Raw genomic sequence first — 22,767 nt, 5'->3', positions numbered from 1 at the left:
TATTCGTATCTTTTGTGTGCTGAGGTTTTCTCAATATTTCATGAGCAAGTTTGGTTTAAAGGTGTGTGTGCTTTTTACACAAGGCGAATGTGCTGGGAAGAAGATGGGTGTGTGGGAGAGGGGTATTTGGGAGAGAGGCTTAGGTGTTATTGTGGTGTGTGCTTGGTTAGAGGGGGATGAGGTTGAGTGCGTTTGAAGAATGATGCAAGTAAGCTGTGGGTATTGTTGTTGGGTCAGTGTGCGTGGGGAAAGGTGGTCAGGGTAGTCAAGCGTGAAGGGGGTGGGGGTATGCTTTGAGAGGGGGCAGATGTGCTCTCTTGTGGGGGGGTAGATTGGGTGCAACGATGTGGGGGGATGTTGAGGCATGAGGGGATGCCAGGGCTTTGGTTTGAGAGTGCGGGGATGAGGCAGGGCAGACTTGGAAGGAAGAGGATGTGTGGAAGGGGTATTTGGGAGAGAGGCTTAGGTGTTATTGTGGTGTGTGCTTGGTTAGAGGGGGATGAGGTTGAGTGCGTTTGAAGAATGATGCAAGTAAGCTGTGGGTTTTCTTGTGGGGTCAGTGTGCGTGGGGAGAGGTGGTCAGGGTAGGTCAAGCATGAGGGGGGTGGGGGTATGCTTTGAGAGGGGGCAGATGTGCTCTTGTGGGGGGTGTGCTTTTTGCAGAGGAAAAAGGCACATTCTCTGGGTATAGAAGAATGTGCCTTTGGGGGGGTGAATCACAATAGCTATATGTTTTAAAAGTGATCTTTTTTATCTTTTTGCCACAAAAAGTAAGCTGCAAGTCCCAAGGCTGGTAACCCTAATTTAACAAGAGGCAAGTATTTACCCAGCATTGCGATGCTGGAAAGGGTTGACTCTGTCATAAACTTACGGTGCTGTTCTTCATAGTGTCTTTGATAATTGCGTTGTTGATATGCTTTGAAAAACCGACTTAGCAAAACACTTAATCCTGCAACAAAAAACCAAATAAATACCATTGTTGTGGCTGCACCAACTGGGTGCATCACTAAACACAAAGCAAGGAAGCTTAAGACATTTAAAAACACTAGAGCCATCAATAATGAAAATCCAATAATTCCACAGCAAATTGCTTGGATACGGATCTGTTTGACCGTATTTTTGAGATTTCCACCAGTCAATTGGTACAGTAAGGATACAATAGACGTTTGCATGAGTTAACGGCGGATCAAGTAAGAGAGAACAAAACCAATGCCCGCTGCAACCAAAACGCTCTTGCTAGGATTTTTGCGTACACATCTGCTTAAGTTATGTTCAAAATCGCTTAAAACATCTTTAGCTTGTGATGCAATATCTTCACCATTGTCTTTTACTGAAGCGTAGAATTTTGTTGCTTTGTTTTTGGCTTCACTTAATGTGTTTGAACCAAGGTCACTTAGTGCTGAGGTTATGTTTGCCATTTCACTGCGTAATTGTTTCAATTGAGCGTGCAGGTCTTTTTCTGTTGATGTTGCTCTGTCATCTGCTGCTTTGTTGTTTGCCATAATGATTCTTCCTTCTTTTTCTTGTGTTATTTTTGATTCATGGTGAAAGCCATCACCTGAGTCAAAGATTTGAACATTCGTTAGTGTTTAACGCCCTTAAATCATATTGGTTCCATGCTTAATACAATTTATAAGTGTATTTTTTTATAAATGTTGTTTTTCCTAAAGATTCTTAACAGTATAAGGCAAGTTACGCAAAAAACCCTTGAAAAAGAGGACATGATGGCATGGACAAAATTTTTATGATTCTTTTTTCATGAAGTTTTGCAACAGTCTATGCCCCCCTTTGTGATTGAATTGTTAGGTTTTATAGATAAACCTATGGTTGTATATGCGAACCTTTAGGGAGTGTGGGCTCTCTTTAAGAGAGATGCATAAATGCATGAGGGGAAGTATGCGTAAGAGGGATATGCGTGCGGGGGAGAGGATGTGCTGTGTGGGATAGGTTGGGTACGTGCGGGAGGTGTGCGTGCGAGGTGTGAGTGAGGGGATGCTGAGGCGTGAGGTGGTGAGAGAAGGGTGTGTGAGTGTATGGTTGGGACGTTGGTTTGAAAGGGCGGGGATGAGCAGACAGACTTGGGAAAAGGGGTGGATGTCGGGGAAGGGGGGATGAGAGCGAGGAGGTTGTGGGTGTTGTATGGTGTGCGAGCTTGGAGGGATGATACGAGCTGTGGGTACTGTTGTGGGATTAGTATGAGTGGGGAAAGGTGGTCGTGGTAGTCAAGTGAGGGAGGGTTGGGAGTGTGCTTGAGAGCGGGCAGATGTGCTGTGTGGGATAGGTTGAGTGCGTGAGGGTGTGTGAGTGGGGAGATGCTGAGGCGTGAGGATGGTGCCGGGGCTTTGGTTTGAAAGGGTGGGGATGAGCAGACAGACTTGGGAAGAGGAGTGATGTGTGGAGGAGAGAGGTGTTTGTGAGAGAGTAGGCTGTGAGTGTTGTGTGGTGTTGCGAGCTTGAAGGGATGATACATACGAGCTGAGCTGTGGGTACTATTGTGGGATTAGTGTGAGAGGGGAAAGGTGGTCAGGGTAGTCAAGCGGGGGAGGGTTGGGGTGTGTTTGAGAGGAGGCAGATGTGCGGTGTGGGGTAGGTTGGGTACGTGAGGTATGTGTGTGCATGAGAGGTGTGAGTGGGGGATGCTGAGGCGTGAAGTGGTGAGAGAGGGGTGTGTGAGTGTATGGTTGGGGCGTTGGTTTGAAAGGGCGGGGATGAGCAGACAGACTTGGGAAGAGGAGTGATGTGTGAGGGGAGAGAGGTGTTTGGGAGAGAGGAGGTTCTAGCTTGTTGTGTGGTGTGCGAGCTTGGAGGGATGGTACGAGCTGTGGGTGCTATTTGTAGGATTAGTATGAGTGGGGAAAGGTGGTCGTGGTAGTCAAGTGAGGGAGGGTTGGGAGTGTGCTTGAGAGGGGGGAAGATGTGCTGTGTGGGGTAGGTTGGGTACGTGAGGTATGTGTGTGCATGAGAGGTGTGAGTGGGGGATGCTGAGGCGTGAGAGGGTGAGTGAGGTGGTGAATGAGGGGTATGTGAGTAAAAGTGATGGCACTTTTTATTATAAACTGGACTTGATTTGTCTTCTTTTATTTTTTATAACCGTTTTAAAAAGGAGGGGTGGGGTCATTTTGGAGATTTGTGAGAAACAATGGAATCTGAAACAGGGGCTTTAGATAAGAGTTTTACTTTATTTTCGGCGGGTGATTTTTCTCCCTTTTCGATGTTTATGGCTGCCGATGGGGTTGTGCAAGCTGTGATTGTTGTGTTGATGCTTGCTTCTCTTATATCTTGGACAATTGCTCTGGCTAAAATTGTTGAAATAACGTGGGCAAAACGCAAAGCACATCGTGCGTTGCAGTTTGTTCTAAATGCTCAAACTTTCACGCATTTGACCTCTGATTTCAAAAATCAGCAAGAAGCAAATTCAGTCTTTCTGGGGGCAGGTGCAATCTTTTTGGAAGAAACGCTCAAAGAGGTGAATCTTTCTACTCAGCAGGTGGTCTTCATTAAGTTTCAAGGTACCAGAGAACGAAAAGATGACGATAGTGCTTTGTGTGCTTTCAATGAGGGGGTGAAAGAGCGGGTACATTTACTTTTAGCCCGGTGTGTGTTGACGGCTACAAGACACATGGCTTGTGGGACTGCTGTTCTTGCAACCATTGGTGCTATTGCGCCTTTTGTTGGGCTTTTTGCAACCGTTTGGGGGATTATGAATGCTTTTATTGGGATTGCTCAAACTCAGACAACGCGCTTGGATGTTGTGGCGCCGGGAATTGCTGAAGCTTTGCTTGCAACGGCTATAGGGCTTTTTGTCGCTATTCCTGCTGTTGTTATGTATAATGGTTTAACGCGTGCTCTTAATGGATATCGAAATGATTTAGGAGATATTGCTGCGGCTATTGAAAGGCTTTTGAGCCGTGAACTCGACCAACAAAGACAGCAAAAAAGCCGCAAACAATGAAAACAGACTATCATAATGAATATGAGGGCGATGATTTTCAGGTCCAAAGTGAGATCAATGTAACGCCTTTTATCGATGTTGTTTTGGTGCTTCTTATTGTGTTTATGGTGGCTGCACCTTTGGCAACATCTGTTATTTCTGTTCAGTTGCCTTCTGTAACAAAAACGCCTGTTTCCCAGCCTGATAAGCCTCTTTATATTACCTTACAAAAGGATCATTCTTTTTATGTTGGTGACACTCTTGTGGAGGAGGGAGAATTTATTGAAATCTTGTCTGGAGAAACTCAAGAAAATTTAGAAACAAAGATTTTGATTCAAGCAGATGAAGAAATTGACTATGGCCGCGTTGTTAATGTGCTGGATCAGTTGCAAGCAGCTGGATATACCAAAATTGGTCTTGTGGGAATGCACAAGACTTTAAACCATGGTGAAGGGAGAAATGGTAGGGAGGAAAACAGGGGTGATAGGGGAAATAATGGTGATGGAGAAAATAGGGGTAATGGTGATAATAATGACAAGGGGGGTGGTAATAGTGAGGGGGATAGTAATGGGAGCAGCAATGGTGAAGGGGGAAATAGGGGTAATGGAGGAAACAATGGTGAGGGGGATAGCGGGGGTAGCAAAGAGCCTGCAGCTGATACCACGTTTTCTCATGAATAAAGTTTTTTTATGAGCCTGAAAAAAGGAGAGCCTTTCTCTTGAAAATAGTGGGTGAGCTGTTTTTTAAGATAAAAGAGCTTTCGTTTTCCAGAAGGGGAGAGGGGGTTGTTTATGTTATTTGCGTGGTGATGGGAGAGGCATTCTCTTATAAAAGTGCACTAAGAGGTTGCGTTTTAAGGCAAGAGAATAGCTTTTTAAAAGCGCTAAGAACCCCGGCGCGCCTTACAGAGGAGCGGGGGGAGGGTAGATATTAGAGCCGCGGGGGATTATTAATTGTGCCCTGTTGAGCCAAAGCCGCCTGTTCCACGCCCTTGTGTGTGGTTTCCTTCATGTGTTTTACATGAGGTATTTTCCTGATCTGGTTTGATGACACGTACATCGACTTGAGTAACAGGTGCGATGACTGTTTGTGCAATGCGCATTCCACGTTGAATGGAAAAATCTTCTTGCCCTAGATTGATGAGAAGAACTTTCACTTCACCACGGTAGTCACTATCAATCGTTCCGGGGGTGTTTAAGCATGTAATGCCATGTTTTAAAGCCAAGCCAGAGCGTGGACGTATTTGTGCTTCATAGCCAGGTGAGAGGTGGAAAATTAAACCTGTGGGGATGAGGGCACGTTGCCCGGGAGTTAAAACGATTGTTTCATTTTCTGCCAATGCTGCCCGCAAATCAAGACCAGCAGAGCCGGCTGTGGCATATTGGGGAAGATCTAAATCTTGCCCGTGGGCAAGGCGTTCTACCGAAAGGGTAAGCTTTTGTGAAGGGGTGGAGGAAAAATCACAAGAAGAGGTAGAGGTGCTCTTTTGGCTGTGTGCATGAGCATTAGGGGAAGGGTGAGGCGAAGTGGAGGAGGGATGAGACATAACGTGGAGTTTCCAAAATATAAATGACAGCAAGCCACTTTAACAAAAGCTTCCAAGCAAGACAAGCCGGTAGATTTGCTGATAGAGGGGATGTTGATGAAGGGCTTATCGGTGGGGTACAAGGAGCATGAGAGAGGGGGGAGGAAAGTCACAAGGGGTGGTGCTCTTTTGGTTCGTGTGCATGAGCATTGGGAGAAGAGGTGAAATGAAGTGGGACAGGGGGATGAGGTGGCGAGGTAGAGAGGGAGGTGGAGGAGGTGAGAGAGGTGGAGGAAGGTGAAGAGAGATGAGATGGGAGGAAGGATAAAGTGGGAGGAGGGATGAGGCGGTGCGGTAGAGGGAAGTGGGAGAAGTGTGGAATGAGGTGAGAGAGGGGGAGATGAGGTGAGGCGAAGTGGAGGAGGGATGAGGTGGGAAGAGGCGAGGTGGGATTGTTTATATACTGCCAATTAGGATACCCGTTGCAAGGACTAAGGCTCCACCCACGATAACTTGGAAAGAAGCGCGCCAGAAAGGTGTGGCCATAAATTTATTTTGGATCCAGACAATAGCCCAGAGTTCAAAAAATACGATAAGGCAAGCAAGGGTTGTTGCAAGGTAAAAGTTGTCAATAAGATAGGGAAGAGCATGGCCTAGCCCCCAAGCATTGTCATGACGCCGTTGGCAATGCCTCTTTTAAGTGGAGAGCCACGCCCCGATAATTTTCCATCATCATGGGCTGCTTCAGTAAAGCCCATTGAAAGACCTGCACCAATTGCAGCAGAAAAACCTATCAAAAAAGTTTGATAAGTATCACCTGTTGCAAAGGCTGCTGCAAAAGTGGGGGCAAGGGTTGAGACAGACCCATCCATTAGGCCTGCAAGGCCAGGTTGAATCCACGTTAAAAGTGTTTGTTTATATGCTTGCATTTGTGATGAGGTGGCTTGATCTTCTTCTTGTGCTGTTTGAAAATTTGTTTCATTGCGCGAAATGTCTGAAAGAGTAGGCTCATCAGATGAAGGCTCTGAGGTTGGTGCAGGAATATTGCAAGCTGTGCGCAGAGATTCTTGAAAATGCTCAAGCTCTTTGGTGCCCATTTTGGCAAAGATTGCTGCTTGCTCTGGACAATGCTCTTGCAGAGCTTTGGCATATTTTAAATAAAGTGCTGCTTGTTCTTCTTGTAATTTGAGAGCATAAGCGACCATTTCTTGGCATAAAGGGGGGTCAAAAGTGTTATGATGTGAAGAGGGGGAGGAGGACTTTGACATTGTTGCTCTCATTATTAGAATAATTCTAAAATGTAGGGGGCATCAAACAAAAGTCAATTTTGGATATCGTTGGGTTGGATATCAAAACTCAAATCTTGGGTGTAAGATCAATCTTAAATGTAAGGTCTAATTTGGGGTGTAGAGTCAATTTTAAGTGTAGAGTCAATTTTGAGTATAAAGTGCCCTTAAAGTTTAGCTGTACTGTGGGGGTGCGGGTTGTATTTATGAGGCGGGTTGTGTTGCAAGATGGCAGTTTGGGTTGTGGGCGGTGTGCCTTGTGTTGTAGGTGTTAGGGTGTGTAGGGGAAGGGATGCGCTTAAAAAGCGTGTGCGGGTGTGTTATACGGGTGGCGCGTGTTGGAGGGGGGATGTGCTTTGTGTTAGAGGGCGGTGCTGTAGCTTTACAGGTTTTTGCTTTATGGTGTTTATTGTTCATCCATCATTTGAGAGGAGCCCTTTGGATGCTACATACAGACTAAGGAGCATGAACAACAAACTGGCAAGGACATTCCACCCAGCAAATGACAGAAAAAGAAAGCGCACTGGTGCTTGAGCACAAGAGGGAGATGCTGGAGGCTTTTCCAGTGAAGTAAAAAGCTGGTCTACACCTGTTGTGAGTGTTGTTGTATTTAAGCTGCAGTGGGCTGGTGCTGGCCAAAAGTGATATTCAACACCGGTATGATAGATTGCAAGCCCAAGGCTTGTTGCCATGAGCACAAAAACGCATATAAATAAAAACCGTACCAGAGAAGACAGGCAAGAAACCCATGCTAAAAGGCCTGCTAAGATTAAAAGCGGGAGAGCACCGTAATAGGGCAGGCGCTCAAGCAGGCATAAGTGGCATGGAAGATAACCACCGATAATTTCAAAGCTTAGTGCGATAGCCAGTGTGGCGGCAAGGCAAAGGGTTAGAAAAAAGGCCCACAAACTTTGCTCTTTATTGCTTTGTTTGCGATAAAGATGTTTCTTTATAAAGCATTGGCAAGGCAAAGAGGCATTCATTTTAACAATTCCTTCAAATGGACGAGGAAATGATTTTAAAAAGCAGAGTATAATTTATAAACTAAGAGGTTATAGACTAACAAGAGAAGAATCAAACCAATGGGCACAAACCATGTAAAGTGACGAAGGAGCAGATCGATCGCTTTTTGACCAAAACGTCGGATAAACCAGGCAAAAAGATAAAAACGAGCCCCACGCGCTAAGAGACAGATGACAATAAAAAGCGAGAGAGGTACGCCCATGACCCTGATAAAAGCGTGACAAGCTTGATGGGTGGAAAATGGAAAAGCCCTGATGTGATCAGTAAAATTATGAGAAATTTTAGTGTTGCGCCATTTTGAAATGTCTGAAAACTTTCATATTTACCGTAGAATTCTAAGATTGGTTTGGCGATGGTGTCGTAAGCATAAAAACCTATGATCCAGCCAAATGCCCCGCCTAAAGTGGAACACAATGTGCCAATTAATGCATAGTGATAGGCTTTTTGCGGGCGAACAAGCGCCATTGGAATGCACAAGACATCAGCCGGAACCGGAAAAAAGGAACTTTCAAAAAAAGCAATAAACCCAAGCCAATGTGGCGCTGTGCGACGCTGTGCTAATGATACAACCCATGCTTTTAATTTGTTTAACATCATGGTTTTAAAGCCCCTATAGTATAGTTTCCCCTATAGTTTTTTGCACATACTTTCAAAATTAAAGCAGGTCAATTCAATGGGTTAAACATGATGCATAGACTTAAAAAAACAAAAGTCCAGTTAAAAAATGAAAGTCCAGTGTTGACGAATCTCTACTTCTTCATATAGTGCAAGAGAAAAGGGCACAAGCTTACCTTATGTCTTGATAAATACAGTGTAATAAAAGCTGCAGTGTGCGGGTGTGGTGGAACTGGTAGACGCGCCAGACTCAAAATCTGGTTCCGAGAGGAGTGTCGGTTCGAGTCCGACCACCCGCACCATAGACAAATTTCTTCCAGAGATGGATGTTTACTTGGGTAAATGAACGGGCGCGTTTGCTTAGGGAGCCCGAGGGCGTGTGCTGTTTTTTCAATTTAAGTGAGTGGGGATAGGGGGTAGGGATTTCGCCTCCTTGGTTGAGTAAGGGGGCTGTTTTGGTTGGAGTGGGGGAGTTTTTATGCGTTTATTTAAGGCTATTTAAGTTTTCGCATAACCCCAATAGGTTGCCATTAGGTCTAGACAGTCGCGCAAATGATCGGCAAGAGAATTTTGCCTGCGTTTTACAGGGCTTAAGTCTTTGATTGATTGGTTATAGCCGATTACTTGCTCAACAAGTTGATAGCCAAGAACACCCAGTTGAATCTTAATCGTTTGTAATTGATCTGTTGCTTCCATTTGGCGTTCAAGGGTATCTGTATAATAATGGCCGCCATCGACTTTTTGACGGGTGTAATCGATGCCCATGTGTGTGTTACCTTGTTGTATGTTCCAATAATAATAAAAACGTTCTGCTGCTTTATATTGTGCTTTGCTGATGTGTCCTTTTGCATATAAAAGGGCAATGGGGCGGCTGTGGGCGTTGGCCATTGCAACAATGGTGCGTGGGTTGCTGGGGCTTTCTTGATGGGTTGGTTGAAAATAAGGATTGCTTGTTTCGATAAGCATTTCTTCTGTTTTTAGGTGGCCAATGTGCTGGTGTTTTGTATATGGGTGTGCATAATTTACAGTGTTTTTTTTGAGTGCATTGGTATTTTTATCGTGGTGATATTTCATTGCTTTCCTCCTTTAAGATGAAAAATGTGTCAGAAGATTTTCAAATGAAAATGAAAGGGATTAAATGAGAATGGGTGGGAAGGTCTTTTAAGTGGGAGGGTCTTTTAAATAAGGATGGGGGTTTTAAGAAAATGGGAGGGGATGAGTGAACATAAGAGGGTGGTTGGTAAAAATGATAGGGGGTAAATGAAAATAAGGGGGTAAATGAGGGTGATGAGCATGAGTAAAACGGGGGTGAATGAATGAGACTGAGGGGAATGAATAAAGAATGATGGGGATGGGTGGAAACGGGGTTTTAAGTGAGAAAAAATTACTGAAGTGGTGTGTTAACATGGGCTCTTTATGGTGTGAGTGTTTTTTACGCTGTGGAGTGTTTTTAAGGACGGAGGAATATTCTTTAGGGGATGGTTTTGTTTGTGGATGTTTTTTTGTTTTTAAGGGGTGATTTGTTTTAAAGGTGTGGCGTGTGTTGGGTGGTGGGTTGCTTTAAGGGGTGGGGCAAGGCTGCATTGTTGGGCAGGGTTGTAAGAGAGGGGAGGTTGTGTTTTCCTTTTGTGATTGTAGGGGTTGTGTGTTTGTGTGCTCTTGGGGTTGTGATGAAAAATGGGGTTGTGAGGGGGGATGAGGATAAGGTTGTGATGAGGGGTGTTTGTCTGTGAATTCAAGGTAATGGCGTGGTTCTTGGTGGGGTGTTGAAGAACAACGGTAGCGGTAGGTTTTAGGGTCAAACCAAAGGCCGATTTTTCCTTCAAAATCGCCTGAGCGTTGTTTGGCGATGTTCATAATTACCCCGGGGCGGGCTGCTAGTTCAGCTTTTTCTGTTGCACGTTGGGCTGAAAGAATTTTATCCTCTAAAGAGCGGTTGCGCCAGATTGTAATGATATTAAATGCATTGGCTCCAATTTCTGAGGCTCCTTTTATATCTTCAGTGCCAGGAATATCTTTCTCTATACCACTTTTGCGTGCATGGGCGACAAGGTGAACGTGCACGGCATTTAAAATTGCCCAGTCAACAATTTTATAGACTGCTTGTTCTTGCCCTGTGTAGTCATCTGCAGCGATGCCAAGGCGCATCAAACTATCGATAATAAATTGATCGCAACCATATTTTGCACGGCAATAGTCAAAGACATCAAGCAGGGTTTGGATGTCTGATTTGCCTACGTGCTCATACAAAATGAGACCATCATCTAAAAATGAAGAATTTGTTCGATCATGGTTTTTGTTGGTTGGTTATCTCCCCTGTTTGTCTGATTAAACGGCGAAGCGATTGTTCCCCTTCATTTCGAGTGAGGCTAAACAAAGACGGCTTTTTTGCGCAATCCAATGGACAATACAGTCTGATAACAATTGGCTTTTGCCGGCACCGCTTGCACCGCTCCAGAGGGTTAATTCTGCTGGGCGAAAATACAATTTGCCATTTAACTTTGGATAGGGAAGTGTATAACCAAGATGCTGTTTGGGAGTGGGCCAAAACAGCTCGATCACCTGGTTGTGATAATCAGATGCACGTCTTAATCCCTCTGGTGCAAAGCTTTGGGCTTTTGAAAAAGCGGCTTTTATGGTTGAAGCTTTAACACCTGCTTTTAAACAGTCATTGGCATCTTTACATGGCAAGTGGACACGATAACACCGGTGGCGACCAAGCCTGTGGGCAATTTCAAGGGCGGCTTCTTCACCTGGTTTATCCATGTCGGTTGCTAAGAAAATTTTCTCGAAAGGTTCTAGGTGATCAAATTCATTTTCAATCCAAGCGTGTTTACCCCCTTGCCCCTCCAAAGGGGACTGATAGGGCTGGGTACCCATAGGCTGCTAATGAAAGTGCATCAATTTCTCCTTCGGTGATAACAAGGGTGCGCTGTGTTGGGCAAAGAGCCTGCCAGCCAAATAAAATTGGTTCACAATGAGAAGCTGTGGGTTTTGCTTTTGCACCTTCTTGTGCAGCGCGCGCTTTTACCAATGCAAGCGTACCGTCGGGTTTATAAAATGGAAAAATGATCTGGTTTCCATCTTCTTGGATGCGATAACGTTTTAAGATATCCAAGGGGATATGCCGTTTTGTGTGTAAATAATTTTTCACCTCATGGCGGGGTTCGCCCCCTTTTGGAACAGGGGGAAGGCGATAGGAATGACGCGGGGCCATAAAGGGTTTTGGGCGTGAAAGATTTAAGTAAGAACGGGCTTCATCTAATGCTTGAGAAAGGCTGATTGCTTTAACAGCACACCACAGGTCTAAAAGGTCACCGCCACTTCCTTCTGCAAAATCATACCACAGACCTGCTTTGCTGCCCTTTAAACAAAGCGATAAACTTTGACCCGGTTCACCTTGTGTGCTGCCCACAATCCAATCATTGCCGCGTTTTTTCCCTTGTGGGAGAAGCATTTGTGCAACCGATTCTGCTTGAGATGCAAGCTTTTGTTTGATTTCAAAAATCGTGCTCATGTTCCCCTGCTTGTAGTCGTCTATATCGTGTTTGTGTTGTGTTTGAAGTTTATGTTTGTGTTGTATTTGTATGGCGCTTAAAGTTATGTTTGCATTGGTTTTCTTATGTTGCTTTGTTTGTCTGGTTGTATTGGCTTTGGTTTTTGATTTAGGTTTTTGTTACTTTGCTTGATAATTGATAAGGTTACGGTAAAGGGCATCTTCTTGAGTGCTGTGAGGCAGTGTGTTTGAACCAGATGATAAAGCGCAAAGCCTTTCTTGGTTTTCTCTTAATCGCTCGATTTCACGCCGATACCAATTGCGCCATGTGGCTGACCAGTCGACCTTTAGGGCCTGTTTGCCGCTTTTAGCATGCCAATAGTCGCGAAATTTCTTTTCTTGCCAGCGGGCTTGTTCTTCGCTTAGACCTTCTGAGATTGCTGCGTGAATGTCGCCCACCCAGTTGGCAGGAAGGCGGTGGCCTTTCAAGCTTTTTGCGGAGGAAGAATGCGCGCTGGATGGGCATGGAGCAGTCTGCTCGGTGGGATGCTCGGTGGAATGTTCAGCAGGGTGCTTTGTGGAGTGGGGGTTTGTTTCAGGATATGTGGTAGCAGGATCTGGTGCAAGGAGCCCAGTGGATGAGTGCTCGGTAGGGCAGTGCTCAGTGGATGATGAGAGGGCGGTGGAAGAATGCACGCTGGATGGGCATGGAGCAGTCTGCTTGGTGGGATGCTTGATGGGATGTTCAGCAGGGTGCTTTGTGGAGTGGGGGTTTGTTTCAGGATATGTGGTGGCAGGATCTGGTGCAAGGAGCCCAGTGGATGAGTGCTCGGTAGGGCAGTGCTCAGTGGATGATGAGAGGGCGGTGGAAGAATGCACGCTGGATGGGCATGGAGCAGTCTGCTTGGTGGGATGCTTGATGGGATGTTCAGCAGGGTGCTTTGTGGAGTGGGGGGGTGTTTCAGGATATGTGGTGGCAGGATCTGGTGCGAGGAGCCCAGTGGATGAGAGGGGGGTGGTGGAAGATGAGAGGGTGATGGATGATGAGGAGGAGGAAGAATGCGCAGTGGATGAGTGGGTGATAGATGAGTGGGTGATAGATGAGTGGGTGGTGGATGAGGGGGTGGTGGATGGGCATGAAGCGGTCTGCTTGGTGGGATGCTTGATGGGATGTTCAGCAGGGTGCTTTGTGGAGTGGGATTGTGTGAGGAGATGTTTTGTGGAGTGGGGTTTGGTATCAGAATAGACATCCTTCTTTTGTGAAACACCGTTAGGTGTTTCTTTTTCTTCCTTCTGAGCTTTTGAGTTAAGTTCATCATCTGTAGGGCATGTGTTGAGCAGATGTTGAATTTTTGCATTGATTTTTTTACGTTTTTGTGCCGAAGAGCGACCTGCAGAAGATTTTTGTTCAAGCAATTGTGCACGCTCACGAAACACATTTTCGCATCGCTTATTCCATAATCCACAGGTTAAATTTAAAATCTTGCCTTCTGCAATCAACATTTCTAAAACACTGGTAAAAGTTCGCTTATCACAACCGCAAAGGCGTGCTAAACGTTCTTCTGATAAATCTAAAGGACGGCCCCTTGCATAAATTTCATTAAGAAGAATTGTGTAAATTCCAATTTCGTGCGCACGCATTCCACGTACCCCACCTAAAAAGTCATTTTGATACCAGCAAACATAAGGAAGTGTAGACGATTCATAATTGGGAAATGCAGATTGTTCGGCTTGTTTCATGGGGGATAAGCTTTCTTAAATGAGGGGATAAGCCTTTTTTAAGGTTTCGTTTTTTGTTTAAAAAGTTTTGATTGAGGCGGCTTTTGTGGAAGAAAAAAACTAAAAACAGCCTTTTGCTTCCTCCTTAATGCGCGCAATCAAAATTTACGATTTTGTAAAATGTTTCTGATTTGTTTTGGTTTTGTTTCATTTTGTTCTATTATTTGTTAGAGTGTTGTATTCATTTTTGTATTTCTCTTAAATCATCTGAAAGTCAGTCGTATTTACTAGAAGGGATGGAGTTTGCAATTTGAGGTTGCATAAACTGTAAAGGATAAATAATACATACAGAAGACATACAGGCTTTGGAGGTGGGCTGTTTGTATCTTTTGGGGTGTTTCATTGTTTTTTGATAAAATGTAGAATTCACTCCCTAAATAAAATTTATTTATAATTTTATATCCTCTTTAAAGGATATTGCAAGTCAATTTTATGAAAGACTGTGTATTTTATTGAAGACAGCTAAGGGTGAGACTTATGAATATTGATGGTTGGCGTCATAGATTAAATGAAGCACTTATAAAAAGTGGACGATCAAAGCGCTCTATTTCCCTTGCAGCAGGAAAAGGAGCTGGTTATCTCCACTCTATTCTTTCTGAAGGGAAAGACCCCACGATTGAATCGCTTGCAAACGTGTGTCAGACAATTAATGTGAGTATGAGCTATATTCTTTATGGAGAAAATCCTGCCCCTGAAGATCGGGAATTTATTGATCTTCTTGCAAAGGTTTCTCCTGAGGAACGACAGGCAATTTTAACTCTCTTGCGCAGACCAACTGACGAAGTAAAACCATAACAGCTTTTTGACTTTCAGGCTCAAGATTTCCCCAATACTGTATCAATTTTAAATCACTCATTTCAGCTCTCCCAATCTGTTTGTGTTTATTGACTCATCTGTTTTTGCCTATTTATTGTGCTCTTTTGTTTGTCTTTGTGTCTATTTGGAACAAATAGAGAACAATGTGAAAATGGGATAGAAAATTAGTCAATTTTTGCGCACTGTTAGAATGTTCATAAAAATTAAAAAATATCTTCTATTAAGGATAAAACAATTGACATATCTCCCATAGAGGAGATAAGACTAACGCTATATTTGACTATGTCAAGACAGAGTTTAGCTTTATCAACTGTCTGAGGGAGAAATTTATGAAAGACATTCCATTCGTTAAAGAGGATGAAATCCTCATCATTCTTGGTGAGGATGCAGATGATGATGTTTACGTTGGGCCTATTGATTACCTTGAGGAGGTTTTGGACCTTATGGAGCAATGTGATGCTGTTCAAAGATTTTTACGGCTCGATTTAAAGACTCTCCATGCTGATGATGTGAGTGAGCAAGTTGCTGAAGTGTATATGAAATGTCACGATCTTGATGAGCAAGATGGTTACTTTCATCCCTTTATTCTCGATAGTGATGTGTATCATGAGTATTTAGAAGACAAGGCTACCCGTGTGTATCAGGATAGTGTCTATGGGTCTTATGAAGAGCAGCATCGCTTGCGCCCGTGTGATGTTTTGGACCGTTATTGGAGGTAAATTATTATGGCAAACTATCTTCAAACAATTTATCACGGTGTTCCTCTTTATTATGCTGGAACTCTTCGCAACACGATTAGGCTTGAACCACAAAAACACAAGGCAGTTCCTTTTATTTCGCGAAAGGTTGCTCAGCGTGTTGCTTATAATTTGAGCTGCCGTTCACCCCAAAACGATTTTTATGTAGTGCCATAGGTTGATTGTTTTACCCCCCTCTCTTAAGGGAGATTTTCTTATAAAGAGGGGGGATTTTTATGTATGGGGGTTTTTATAAGGGGCCGTGTTTGGGAGGGTCCTGTTCGAGAGGGTTTTTAAAAGAGCGTATGGTGTGGGGTGTTGAGGCTGGTGCGAGTGGAGAAAGGGGTATGTGGATTGTGTTGGTGAGAAGAGGGTGGCGTTTGGGGGTGAGGGCCCTGTGCATTGGTGGAGGAAGATGAGAGCCAGGTTGGGTTTGCCGCGGTGGTGGGGTGATTGTTTGAAGGTGGTGTTGGTGGGAGGATTAGGTGAAGTGTGATGGTGGCTGTGGGAGGATGGCTGGCTGGGGCATTAGTGTGAGAGGTGGGTTTGGGAGGGCTCTCTTCGAGGGGGTTTTTAAAAGAGCATATGATGTGGAGGATGAGGCTGGTGTGAATGGAGAAAGGGGTATGTGGATTGTGTTGGTGAAAAGAGGGTGGCGTTTGGGGGTGAGTGTTCTGTGCCGTGGTGAAGGAAGATGAGAGCCAGGTTGGGTTTGCCACGGTGGTGGGGTGGTTGTTTGAAGGTGGTGCTGGTGGGAGGATTAGGTGAAGTGTGATGGTGGCTGTGGGGGATGGCCCGGGGGTGTGGGAAGAGAATAGAGAATAAAGAAAGGGAGATGGAGAGACAATGCCAATTATTATTGATTGTGTTCAAGGAACAGATGAATGGCGCCAGGTGCGCAATGGTTTGATTACAGCTTCTTTGTTTGAGATGGTTATGGCGCGCAAAAGAGATGGACAAAAAACACAGAAATATCACTGTGTGATGATGAAACTTGCTGGAGAAAGAATCACAGGAAAATCTGTAGAAGAGGGGACAACACCATCTATGCGACGTGGTACACAGTTGGAACCAAGTGCGCGCCAGCTATATGGGATGTTTACGCAGACAGAGCCTGAATGTATTGGTTTTGTTTTAGCTGATGATCGCAAGAAAGGTTTTTCGCCCGATGCTTTTATTGGGGAAAATGGTTTGTTGGAAATTAAAACGAAAAAACCTGAAATTTTGATCCCTCATTTTTATCAAAATATATTTCCTGTTGAGCATAAGGCACAATGCCAGGGAGGGTTATGGATTGCTCAACGTGAATGGGTGGATTTGATGCTTTATTGGCCTGATATGCCGCCTTTAATTAAACGTGCTTATCGCGATGAACCTTATATTCGTAGGCTTGAAGCTGAAATTGATCGTTTTAATGATGCTTTGGAAAATATGGTGCATAAAATTCAACAAGCCGACAGGGGGTTCTTCACAATAGTGCGAGGAAACGGGCCTAGAGAGATGCGTTAAAAGGTGGATCTGGAAAGGTTTAGCTGTGTCGGTAGTGGGAGGTGGTTGCTTAAAAGTGTGCCAAGGAGGAGAGGGGGAGAGGTTGAGGGTTTGAGTGTAAGAGGTGAGATTGAGGGGATGGGTGTTGGGTGGCGTTTGAGGGTGATGATTGGGTATGGGGGGGATGTTTAGAAAGAGTGTGGAAAGGGGAGTGGGCGGGCAGATTGCGTTGGTAGAGAAAAGGTTGAGGGGGTGGGAAGATTGGGTTGTGCCGGTGGGGGAGAAAAGAGGCTGGTGGAATGGTGCTGCGAGAGAGGATTGAACTCTCGACCTCTCCCTTACCAAGGGAGTGCTCTACCACTGAGCTACCGCAGCACTTGTCAGTCTTTGCGCTGCCTTGTGCCATATTGTTATAAAATAGGCAAGAGAGCATTTATCTCTTCTTGCAAGAAAACGCTTCTTATGGCATGACGTAGACGTTTTTTAAAAGAAATTCTTGACTTAAAATATATTATTCTTCCAAAAGGTTATAAAAGCAAAAAGCTTGTGAAAGCTAAAGGGCTATAAGAGTTATTGCAAGGGTTGTAAAAGTTATTGCTATGACACATCAAAACCAGAATACACAAACAAAAGATGCCCAAAATGATAAGAAAAAACAACGTGAGCAAAGGCTGACAAAGCAATTGCGCGACAATCTGAGACGACGAAAAGAACAAAGTCGAAAACGCTCGCAAGAAGAGTGTACAAAAGAATTTTCAGTTTGCGAAAAAGAACGCGTGGTTTAAAAAGTGTGACGCCATTGTTTACACCATACACCAGTGTGGTTTTAATGAATGAGTGCTAAACCATGAGCAAAGAATCACTGCCCCAAAAATGACATTATTGTGAAAAGAGATCTCAAAAAGATAGAATATATGACAGGATAAGGTAGAGTAGAATAGACAGTAAGGTAGAGTAAGATAACAATAGGATAGAGTACAAATACGATGGATTCGATTAAAATTATTGGAGGAAATACACTCCAGGGGGTTATTCCTATTTCGGGCGCTAAAAATGCTGCTTTGCCTTTGATGATTGCAGCATTGCTTACCGAGGAGACATTGATTTTAGACAATATTCCTCATTTGAGCGATGTTGAGCTTTTGATCCGAATTTTGAATAATCATGGTGTCGGTTATGCTGTTGAAGGACGCAAAGTTCATAAAGATTGTGCCGATTCAAGAACAATCCATTTTACCGCAAAAACAATCACATCAACGCGTGCTCCTTATGAACTTGTGACAAAAATGCGTGCAAGCTTTTGGGTTATTGGGCCTTTGCTGGCACGGTGCCGGGAAGCAAATGTTTCATTGCCTGGGGGATGTGCTATTGGAACAAGGCCGGTTGATTTTGTTCTCGATGGGCTCAAATGTTTAGGCGCACAGATCACCATTGAAAAGGGATATGTTCATGCCACAGCACCCCAGGGATTAAAAGGGGCGCAATATCAATTCCCTAAAATCACTGTTGGGGGAACGCATATTATGCTGATGGCTGCTACCCTGGCACAGGGCACAACTGTTCTTAAAAATGCAGCTTGTGAACCTGAAGTGACAAACCTTATTCAAGCACTCAAAGCGATGGGGGCTAATATCACCGGGGAAGGGACCTCAACCCTTACAATCCATGGGGTTGAAAAATTGCACGGTGCACGGGTTGGTGTGATTGCTGATCGAATCGAGGCAGGAACCTATGCAATGGCTGTGGCAATGACCGGTGGACAAGTGTTGTTGAAACATGCAAACCCTGATCATCTTATTGAAGTGCTTGAAGTGTTGCAAAAGGCGGGGCTTACTATTGAACACAAACCAGATGGTCTTGAAGTTACCCGCGATCATACACAAACAAAGATTACGCCAGTTGATATTACAACTGCCCCTTTTCCTGCTTTCCCAACCGATCTTCAAGCACAATTTATGGCCTTGATGGTGTGTGCTCAAGGGTGTGCGAGGATTACTGAAACCGTTTTTGAAAATCGGTTCATGCATGTGCAAGAATTGGTACGGTTGGGTGCGCAGATTACGCTTGATGGAAACACAGCCATTATTCATGGAACCAATCATTTGCAAGGGGCACCAGTGATGGCTACAGATCTACGTGCTTCTGTTTCTCTTGTTATTGCTGCACTTGCTGCACAAGGAGAGACAATTGTAGGCCGTGTTTATCATCTTGATCGTGGGTTTGAACGGTTGGAAGAGAAATTGTCCAATTGTGGGGCCAATATTCAACGTATAACGGCTTGAGTAATGCTCTCTTTAGGGCGTTCTTTGAGGGGATTTTTTCTTTAATGGGGCCCCTCTTTGAGGGATATTTTTTAAAAGCATGAAAGGCAAGGGTGCAAGGCTCGTGCGAGCGAGGAAGAAGTGCGGGGTATGGGGAACCGTGTTTTGAGGATGAATCTGGCGGGGGCATGAGTGTGGGAGAGGAGCAGGTTTGAGAGGCCGTGTGGGAGAGAGAGGGAGTGAGGGGTTTTAAGTTCAGGAAAGGAGGGGGCGTGAGTGTGGGAGAGGAACAGGTTTAAGAGGCCGTGTGGGAGAGAGAGGTGAGGGATGAATTGGGGATGAGGTGAATAGGATGCTGGAGAGAGCTGGCTAGGGGTTTGAGTGGATGGATGTTGGGTGGCTTTTGAGGGGAAGATTGGTTGGTGTTGGAGGCGTTTAAGTTTAAAGGTATGAAGGGGCAGGGGCAGAGTGCAAGGTTCGTGTGAGCGAGGGAGAAGTGCGGGGTATGGGGAAGCGTGTTTTGAGGATGAATCTGGCGGGGGCGTGAGTGTGGGAGGTTGCATGAGTTGGGGAGAAAGGGAGTGAGGGGTTTTAAGTTCAGGAAAGGAGGGGGCGTGAGTGTGGGAGAGGAGCAGGTTTGAAAGGCCGTGTGGGAGAGAGAGGTGAGGGATGAATTGGGGATGAGGTGAATAGGAGGGTTGGGAGAAGCTAGAGAGGAGCTTGGGAGAAGTGTGGTCTTACAGCTGAAAATTTTCGGGGAGCGCTTCCCAGAAATCTGGAACCTCATTCTTTAAACGGGGGCCTAAGCGTATGGCTGAAACATGTTGGGCAAGGCCTGTGCGATCTGAGAGTTCAACGGCAAATCCACAAAGTGTTACTGGGCCTTGCGCGGGTTCATAACGACCCCGTTTTTTCTTATAAAGAAAACGGTATAAAGGCTCTTCCTTATCCATACCAAGAGAGGAATTGTAATTTCCGCACATTCCTGCGTCTGATAAATAAGCGCTGCCTCCTTCTAAAATCTGTGCATCAGCTGTGGGGATATGTGTATGGGTTCCTACGATGACGCTAACGCGACCGTCAAGAAAATGGCCAAAACATTGCTTTTCACTTGTGGCTTCTGCATGAAAGTCAAAGATAATAGCGTCTGCCTGTTCACGCAAAGGGCAGGCGGAAACAATCTTTTCAGCTGCTTCAAATGGGTCATCGGTGGTACACGGCATAAAGACGCCTCCTAAAACATTGGCGACGAGAACTTGCGCTCCATTTTTTGCTGTTATGAAACAAGAGCCTCTACCAGGGGTGCCTTGGATAAAATTGGCAGGACGTAAAAAACGCTCACTATAAGTGGCAAATTTCAAAGTTTCTTTATGGTGAAAAGCGTGATTGCCTGTGGTGACAACGTCAACGCCTGCTGCTAAGAGGTTTTGATATACATCTTGCGTGATGCCAAAGTCATGAGAAGCGTTTTCACCATTTACAACAACACAGTCAAGTTGCCAATGTTCAATGAGTTGGGGAAGTGTGTGACAAACAGTGGAGCAGCCTATTTCCCCCACAATGTCTCCTAAAAATAAAAATCGCATAAGGGTTTTAAGCATAATTTAGCGTTCTATAAAACCCTTTTCTGTGAAAATTTTCTGTAAAACAAGGTCATGCTTTCTTTCAGGGATAGACTCCACTTCCTGACATGAGAAGCTTAAGCCCCATAAGTGTGCACGGTGCCCATGTTTTTGAAGATGCTCAATGGCGCGATCATAGTAGCCTGCACCATAACCAAGGCGGTGGCACTGGTTGTCAAACGCGCAAAGCGGCACAATGATCACGGTGGGGGCGACAACTGCATTGTTTTCGCTGGGGCCAAATGTGTTAAACCGCATTAGCTCTAGCTGTGTTGTTGATGCAAATGTTCGAAAAACCATTGTTGTTTCATCAATAACAGCGGGCAGTGCTACATGCTCACCACGTGATGAGACAAAATCGAACAAAGGGCGTGGGTCTATTTCTGAGTGGATTGGCCAATAGCCGGCAAGAATTGTATGTGAACAATCCCCAATCATTTGTTCAAGATAATGTGCGATGTGGGAACAGGCACGATGCGAAAAGGCGGTGCGCTCATGTGCACAAAGGGCGTTACGCTGCGATATGCCAAGAGCACGCAAACGTGATCTCTCAGACGAAATGGATTGCAAACGTTGGGAGGTTGTGGGCATTGTTCAGTTTGTTATCTCTTCAATCAATAAAAAGCAATCACATTTGAAAAATGTTTTGGGTGGGGACGAGCTGGTTATTTCAATCAGTATAAAAGAAAGGCTGGGTAAAAGGAAGGTGTTACGAAGACAGATGTGTAAAAGGAAGAGTGGGTGTGGGTTCTTAGGGTGTGGGCTCTTAAGGGGAGGTTTAAGTGTGCTTGTCTGAGGGGATGTTGGCTTAACATTGGTGTGTTGGAGGTTTTGTGGGGGATGGGCGAGGCTGGTGCTGGTGCGAGCAAGGAGGGGGGCAAGATTGTGGGGTGAGGTTGATGCGAAGGGGAGGTTTTGGAAAAGAGAGCTTGAGGGAATGTTTTGGGAGAAAAATAGGCTATGCTGGTGGAGGGGTGAGGGCAAGATTGTGGGGAGGGCATGTGGGTGAGGAGTTGAAACTAGAGGTGTGCGGTGAATGCTCTGGGTGATGGGGACGGCGTTCGTTCGTGTTGTGGAAGAATGTTTGGGAGGAGAGGTGGGAGAGAGTTGTTGGTGATGGGGAGAGGGATGAGTTGGGGAAATTAAGGTTCGCATTGGTAGAAAAGGTGTAGGTTGTGGGTGTAGTGCGAGGCTGGTGCGAGTGGGGGAAGCGTAAGGATTGTGTGTTGTGTGAGGTGGTGAATCTGGTGGAGGGGTGAAGATGTGTGAGAGAAGGCCAAGAGTTTGTGGCTTGTGAGGAAAAGGTGTTGAGTAAAAAGGGAGAGGTGCGTTGTGTGAAGGGGAGAAGAGAGAGCGTGCATTTTGTGTGCTGTATGTGGGGACTTTCTCTCAAGGGTGAGGGAGATTTTGGAAAAGAGAGCTTGAGGGAATGTTTTGGGAGAAAAATAGGCTATGCTGGTGGAGGGGTGAGGGCAAGGTTGTGGGGAGGGCATTGTGGATGAGGAGTTGAAACTAGAGGTGTGCGGTGAATGCTCTGGGTGAATGGGGACGGCGTTCGTTCGTGTTGTGGAAGAATGTTTGGGAGGAGAGGTGGAGAGAGTTGTTGGTGATGGGGAGAGGGATGAGTGTGTACGTGGTGTGAGGAGAAGGCGTTGTAAGGTGAAGGGGATGTTTGGAAAGGAAATGTTGGGTGTTGTGGGGTGCTTTTCTAAAGGTGATTTGGGAGTGTTTTGGGGAGGAAGGTGAGCTACGTTGGTGGAGGTGTGAAGATGCGTGGGAGAGGGCCAAGAGTTTGTGGAAACCAAGTTGATTACACCGGTTGTATAGGAGGCTGGTGTAAAGGTATTAGGGGGGTGGGGGTGCTGGGGGGGTTGGAAGGATGGATGTGTTGGTGTGGAGGAATGCTGGAGGGGGAAAGGTAGCTAGAGGGAAAGGAAGATGGCTAGGGGGGGAGAGAAGATAGCCTGAGTGGAAAGGAAAATGGTGAACCGCAACGACCGATGGAAAAGTTTGATTCCGAGGACCTAGGCTACTAGGTGGGTGCCGTGTGAAAAAGCCCACGAGCCTTTTCAGGGACAGCTCCCTTGGGAATCAATAAGGTCTCAGGAATATGTTATTTCCTATCGAGAAGCGCAGAACACCACCTCTTATTATAAGGTAGTTTAATGATTTCTACTAGAAAAAAATT

The 22,767-nt window shown here is 45.2% G+C and carries 24 protein-coding genes, 2 tRNA genes, 1 other RNA gene and 4 pseudogenes; 18 read left to right on the top strand and 13 right to left on the bottom strand.

Features of this window, described 5'->3' with window-relative positions; all coding sequences use genetic code 11:
* Positions 1 to 67 precede the first annotated feature (67 nt).
* Entirely contained in the window at positions 68 to 196 is a 129-nt protein-coding gene (locus BscR1v2_RS08440) for a hypothetical protein (RefSeq protein WP_257787977.1), read from the top strand.
* A gap of 538 nt (positions 197 to 734) precedes the next feature.
* Here BscR1v2_RS08440 and BscR1v2_RS06755 read toward each other — a convergent pair.
* Together BscR1v2_RS06755 and BscR1v2_RS06750 are read right to left on the bottom strand one after the other, a co-directional pair.
* A complete protein-coding gene (locus BscR1v2_RS06755) occupies positions 735 to 1,172 on the bottom strand; it encodes a hypothetical protein (protein ID WP_078690171.1) in 438 nt (145 codons plus the stop codon).
* A gap of 3 nt (positions 1,173 to 1,175) precedes the next feature.
* The gene (locus BscR1v2_RS06750) at positions 1,176 to 1,502 is read right to left on the bottom strand and encodes an ElaB/YgaM/YqjD family protein (protein WP_078690170.1); all 327 of its coding nucleotides are present in this window, start codon (positions 1,500 to 1,502) and stop codon (positions 1,176 to 1,178) included.
* Between the two features lie 1,637 nt (positions 1,503 to 3,139).
* On the opposite strand from BscR1v2_RS06750, the gene exbB reads away from it, so the two are divergent.
* Both exbB and BscR1v2_RS08135 read left to right on the top strand, forming a co-directional pair.
* On the top strand, positions 3,140 to 3,952 hold the full coding sequence (gene exbB, locus BscR1v2_RS06740) for a tonB-system energizer ExbB (protein WP_010704317.1): 813 nt from the start codon (positions 3,140 to 3,142) through the stop codon (positions 3,950 to 3,952).
* On the top strand, positions 3,949 to 4,611 hold the full coding sequence (locus BscR1v2_RS08135; RefSeq protein ID WP_078690168.1) for a biopolymer transporter ExbD: 663 nt from the start codon (positions 3,949 to 3,951) through the stop codon (positions 4,609 to 4,611). The genes exbB and BscR1v2_RS08135 overlap by 4 nt, the downstream gene beginning before the upstream one ends.
* 269 nt (positions 4,612 to 4,880) lie before the next feature.
* On the opposite strand, the gene dut is transcribed toward BscR1v2_RS08135, so the two are convergent.
* The 4 genes and pseudogenes from dut to BscR1v2_RS06710 form a co-directional block, all read right to left on the bottom strand.
* Complete coding sequence (dut, locus tag BscR1v2_RS06725; protein ID WP_078690166.1) at positions 4,881 to 5,477, bottom strand: dUTP diphosphatase; 597 nt, start codon at positions 5,475 to 5,477, stop codon at positions 4,881 to 4,883.
* Positions 5,478 to 5,912: 435 nt separating this feature from the next.
* Positions 5,913 to 6,373: pseudogene (locus BscR1v2_RS08585) on the bottom strand (VIT1/CCC1 transporter family protein); the annotation flags it as partial.
* A 782-nt stretch (positions 6,374 to 7,155) separates the two neighbouring features.
* Positions 7,156 to 7,725, bottom strand: coding sequence for a disulfide bond formation protein B (locus BscR1v2_RS06715; protein ID WP_078690165.1), 570 nt, complete (start codon positions 7,723 to 7,725; stop codon positions 7,156 to 7,158).
* A gap of 35 nt (positions 7,726 to 7,760) precedes the next feature.
* A pseudogene (locus BscR1v2_RS06710) lies at positions 7,761 to 8,362 on the bottom strand (YqaA family protein).
* 235 nt (positions 8,363 to 8,597) lie between these two features.
* On the opposite strand from BscR1v2_RS06710, the gene BscR1v2_RS06705 reads away from it, so the two are divergent.
* Positions 8,598 to 8,682, top strand: a tRNA-Leu gene (locus tag BscR1v2_RS06705).
* A 196-nt stretch (positions 8,683 to 8,878) separates the two neighbouring features.
* Here the strand turns inward: BscR1v2_RS06705 and BscR1v2_RS06700 are convergent.
* The 3 genes and pseudogenes from BscR1v2_RS06700 to BscR1v2_RS06685 form a co-directional block, all read right to left on the bottom strand.
* A complete protein-coding gene (locus BscR1v2_RS06700; RefSeq protein WP_078690164.1) occupies positions 8,879 to 9,454 on the bottom strand; it encodes a hypothetical protein in 576 nt (191 codons plus the stop codon).
* 486 nt (positions 9,455 to 9,940) lie between these two features.
* Positions 9,941 to 11,897 (bottom strand): annotated as a pseudogene (locus tag BscR1v2_RS06695) (toprim domain-containing protein).
* 1,232 nt (positions 11,898 to 13,129) lie between these two features.
* Positions 13,130 to 13,616: pseudogene (locus tag BscR1v2_RS06685) on the bottom strand (YdaU family protein); the annotation flags it as partial.
* Positions 13,617 to 14,132: 516 nt separating this feature from the next.
* Between BscR1v2_RS06685 and BscR1v2_RS06680 the strand changes: the two are divergent.
* The 8 genes from BscR1v2_RS06680 to BscR1v2_RS08060 all read left to right on the top strand — a co-directional run bounded on the left by BscR1v2_RS06680 (position 14,133) and on the right by BscR1v2_RS08060 (position 17,018).
* Positions 14,133 to 14,450 (top strand): transcriptional regulator, encoded by a 318-nt coding sequence (locus BscR1v2_RS06680; RefSeq protein WP_010704308.1) that lies wholly within the window; start codon positions 14,133 to 14,135, stop codon positions 14,448 to 14,450.
* A 350-nt stretch (positions 14,451 to 14,800) separates the two neighbouring features.
* Positions 14,801 to 15,190, top strand: coding sequence for a hypothetical protein (locus BscR1v2_RS06675; protein WP_010704307.1), 390 nt, complete (start codon positions 14,801 to 14,803; stop codon positions 15,188 to 15,190).
* Positions 15,191 to 15,196: 6 nt separating this feature from the next.
* Positions 15,197 to 15,385, top strand: coding sequence for a hypothetical protein (locus BscR1v2_RS06670; RefSeq protein ID WP_010704306.1), 189 nt, complete (start codon positions 15,197 to 15,199; stop codon positions 15,383 to 15,385).
* Between the two features lie 59 nt (positions 15,386 to 15,444).
* Entirely contained in the window at positions 15,445 to 15,627 is a 183-nt protein-coding gene (locus tag BscR1v2_RS06665; RefSeq protein WP_078690163.1) for a hypothetical protein, read from the top strand.
* Positions 15,628 to 15,720: 93 nt separating this feature from the next.
* Positions 15,721 to 15,906, top strand: coding sequence for a hypothetical protein (locus tag BscR1v2_RS06660; RefSeq protein ID WP_078690162.1), 186 nt, complete (start codon positions 15,721 to 15,723; stop codon positions 15,904 to 15,906).
* 148 nt (positions 15,907 to 16,054) lie between these two features.
* Positions 16,055 to 16,717, top strand: coding sequence for a lambda exonuclease family protein (locus BscR1v2_RS06655; RefSeq protein WP_078690161.1), 663 nt, complete (start codon positions 16,055 to 16,057; stop codon positions 16,715 to 16,717).
* A gap of 45 nt (positions 16,718 to 16,762) precedes the next feature.
* The gene (locus BscR1v2_RS08435) at positions 16,763 to 16,888 is read left to right on the top strand and encodes a hypothetical protein (RefSeq protein WP_257787976.1); all 126 of its coding nucleotides are present in this window, start codon (positions 16,763 to 16,765) and stop codon (positions 16,886 to 16,888) included.
* A complete protein-coding gene (locus tag BscR1v2_RS08060) occupies positions 16,881 to 17,018 on the top strand; it encodes a hypothetical protein (protein WP_153302011.1) in 138 nt (45 codons plus the stop codon). Before BscR1v2_RS08435 ends, BscR1v2_RS08060 begins: the two co-directional genes overlap by 8 nt.
* Here the strand turns inward: BscR1v2_RS08060 and BscR1v2_RS06650 are convergent.
* Positions 16,997 to 17,071: transfer RNA gene (locus BscR1v2_RS06650), tRNA-Thr, on the bottom strand. The genes BscR1v2_RS08060 and BscR1v2_RS06650 overlap by 22 nt on opposite strands.
* Before the next feature lie 224 nt (positions 17,072 to 17,295).
* On the opposite strand from BscR1v2_RS06650, the gene BscR1v2_RS06645 reads away from it, so the two are divergent.
* Positions 17,296 to 17,481: a hypothetical protein gene (locus tag BscR1v2_RS06645; protein ID WP_034990206.1), complete on the top strand. Its 186-nt coding sequence runs from the start codon at positions 17,296 to 17,298 to the stop codon at positions 17,479 to 17,481.
* Between the two features lie 201 nt (positions 17,482 to 17,682).
* The gene (gene murA, locus BscR1v2_RS06640; RefSeq protein WP_010704304.1) at positions 17,683 to 18,978 is read left to right on the top strand and encodes a UDP-N-acetylglucosamine 1-carboxyvinyltransferase; all 1,296 of its coding nucleotides are present in this window, start codon (positions 17,683 to 17,685) and stop codon (positions 18,976 to 18,978) included.
* 716 nt (positions 18,979 to 19,694) lie between these two features.
* Here the strand turns inward: murA and BscR1v2_RS06635 are convergent.
* Positions 19,695 to 20,558 (bottom strand): TIGR00282 family metallophosphoesterase, encoded by an 864-nt coding sequence (locus tag BscR1v2_RS06635; RefSeq protein ID WP_194284943.1) that lies wholly within the window; start codon positions 20,556 to 20,558, stop codon positions 19,695 to 19,697.
* A gap of 3 nt (positions 20,559 to 20,561) precedes the next feature.
* Positions 20,562 to 21,170 carry a 5-formyltetrahydrofolate cyclo-ligase gene (locus tag BscR1v2_RS06630; protein WP_078690160.1) on the bottom strand — a complete coding sequence of 203 codons (609 nt, stop codon included), beginning with the start codon at positions 21,168 to 21,170 and terminating at the stop codon, positions 20,562 to 20,564.
* 242 nt (positions 21,171 to 21,412) lie between these two features.
* Here BscR1v2_RS06630 and BscR1v2_RS08055 point away from each other — a divergent pair, with 242 nt between their 5' ends.
* From BscR1v2_RS08055 to BscR1v2_RS06615, 4 genes are all read left to right on the top strand, one after another.
* Positions 21,413 to 21,628 (top strand): hypothetical protein, encoded by a 216-nt coding sequence (locus BscR1v2_RS08055; protein WP_153302010.1) that lies wholly within the window; start codon positions 21,413 to 21,415, stop codon positions 21,626 to 21,628.
* 216 nt (positions 21,629 to 21,844) lie between these two features.
* Positions 21,845 to 22,081 (top strand): hypothetical protein, encoded by a 237-nt coding sequence (locus BscR1v2_RS06625; protein WP_078690159.1) that lies wholly within the window; start codon positions 21,845 to 21,847, stop codon positions 22,079 to 22,081.
* A 40-nt stretch (positions 22,082 to 22,121) separates the two neighbouring features.
* Positions 22,122 to 22,325, top strand: a complete 204-nt coding sequence (locus BscR1v2_RS06620; RefSeq protein ID WP_078690158.1) for a hypothetical protein — start codon at positions 22,122 to 22,124, stop codon at positions 22,323 to 22,325.
* Entirely contained in the window at positions 22,322 to 22,501 is a 180-nt protein-coding gene (locus BscR1v2_RS06615) for a hypothetical protein (protein WP_078690157.1), read from the top strand. Before BscR1v2_RS06620 ends, BscR1v2_RS06615 begins: the two co-directional genes overlap by 4 nt.
* A 59-nt stretch (positions 22,502 to 22,560) precedes the next feature.
* On the opposite strand, the gene ssrS is transcribed toward BscR1v2_RS06615, so the two are convergent.
* A non-coding RNA gene (gene ssrS, locus BscR1v2_RS06610) (6S RNA) lies at positions 22,561 to 22,721 on the bottom strand.
* Positions 22,722 to 22,767: the final 46 nt, after the last annotated feature.

The organism is Bartonella schoenbuchensis R1 (assembly GCF_002022685.1).
GTDB classification, from domain to species: Bacteria; Pseudomonadota; Alphaproteobacteria; order Rhizobiales; family Rhizobiaceae; genus Bartonella; species Bartonella schoenbuchensis.
This window is presented reverse-complemented; position numbering and strand designations above follow the sequence as displayed.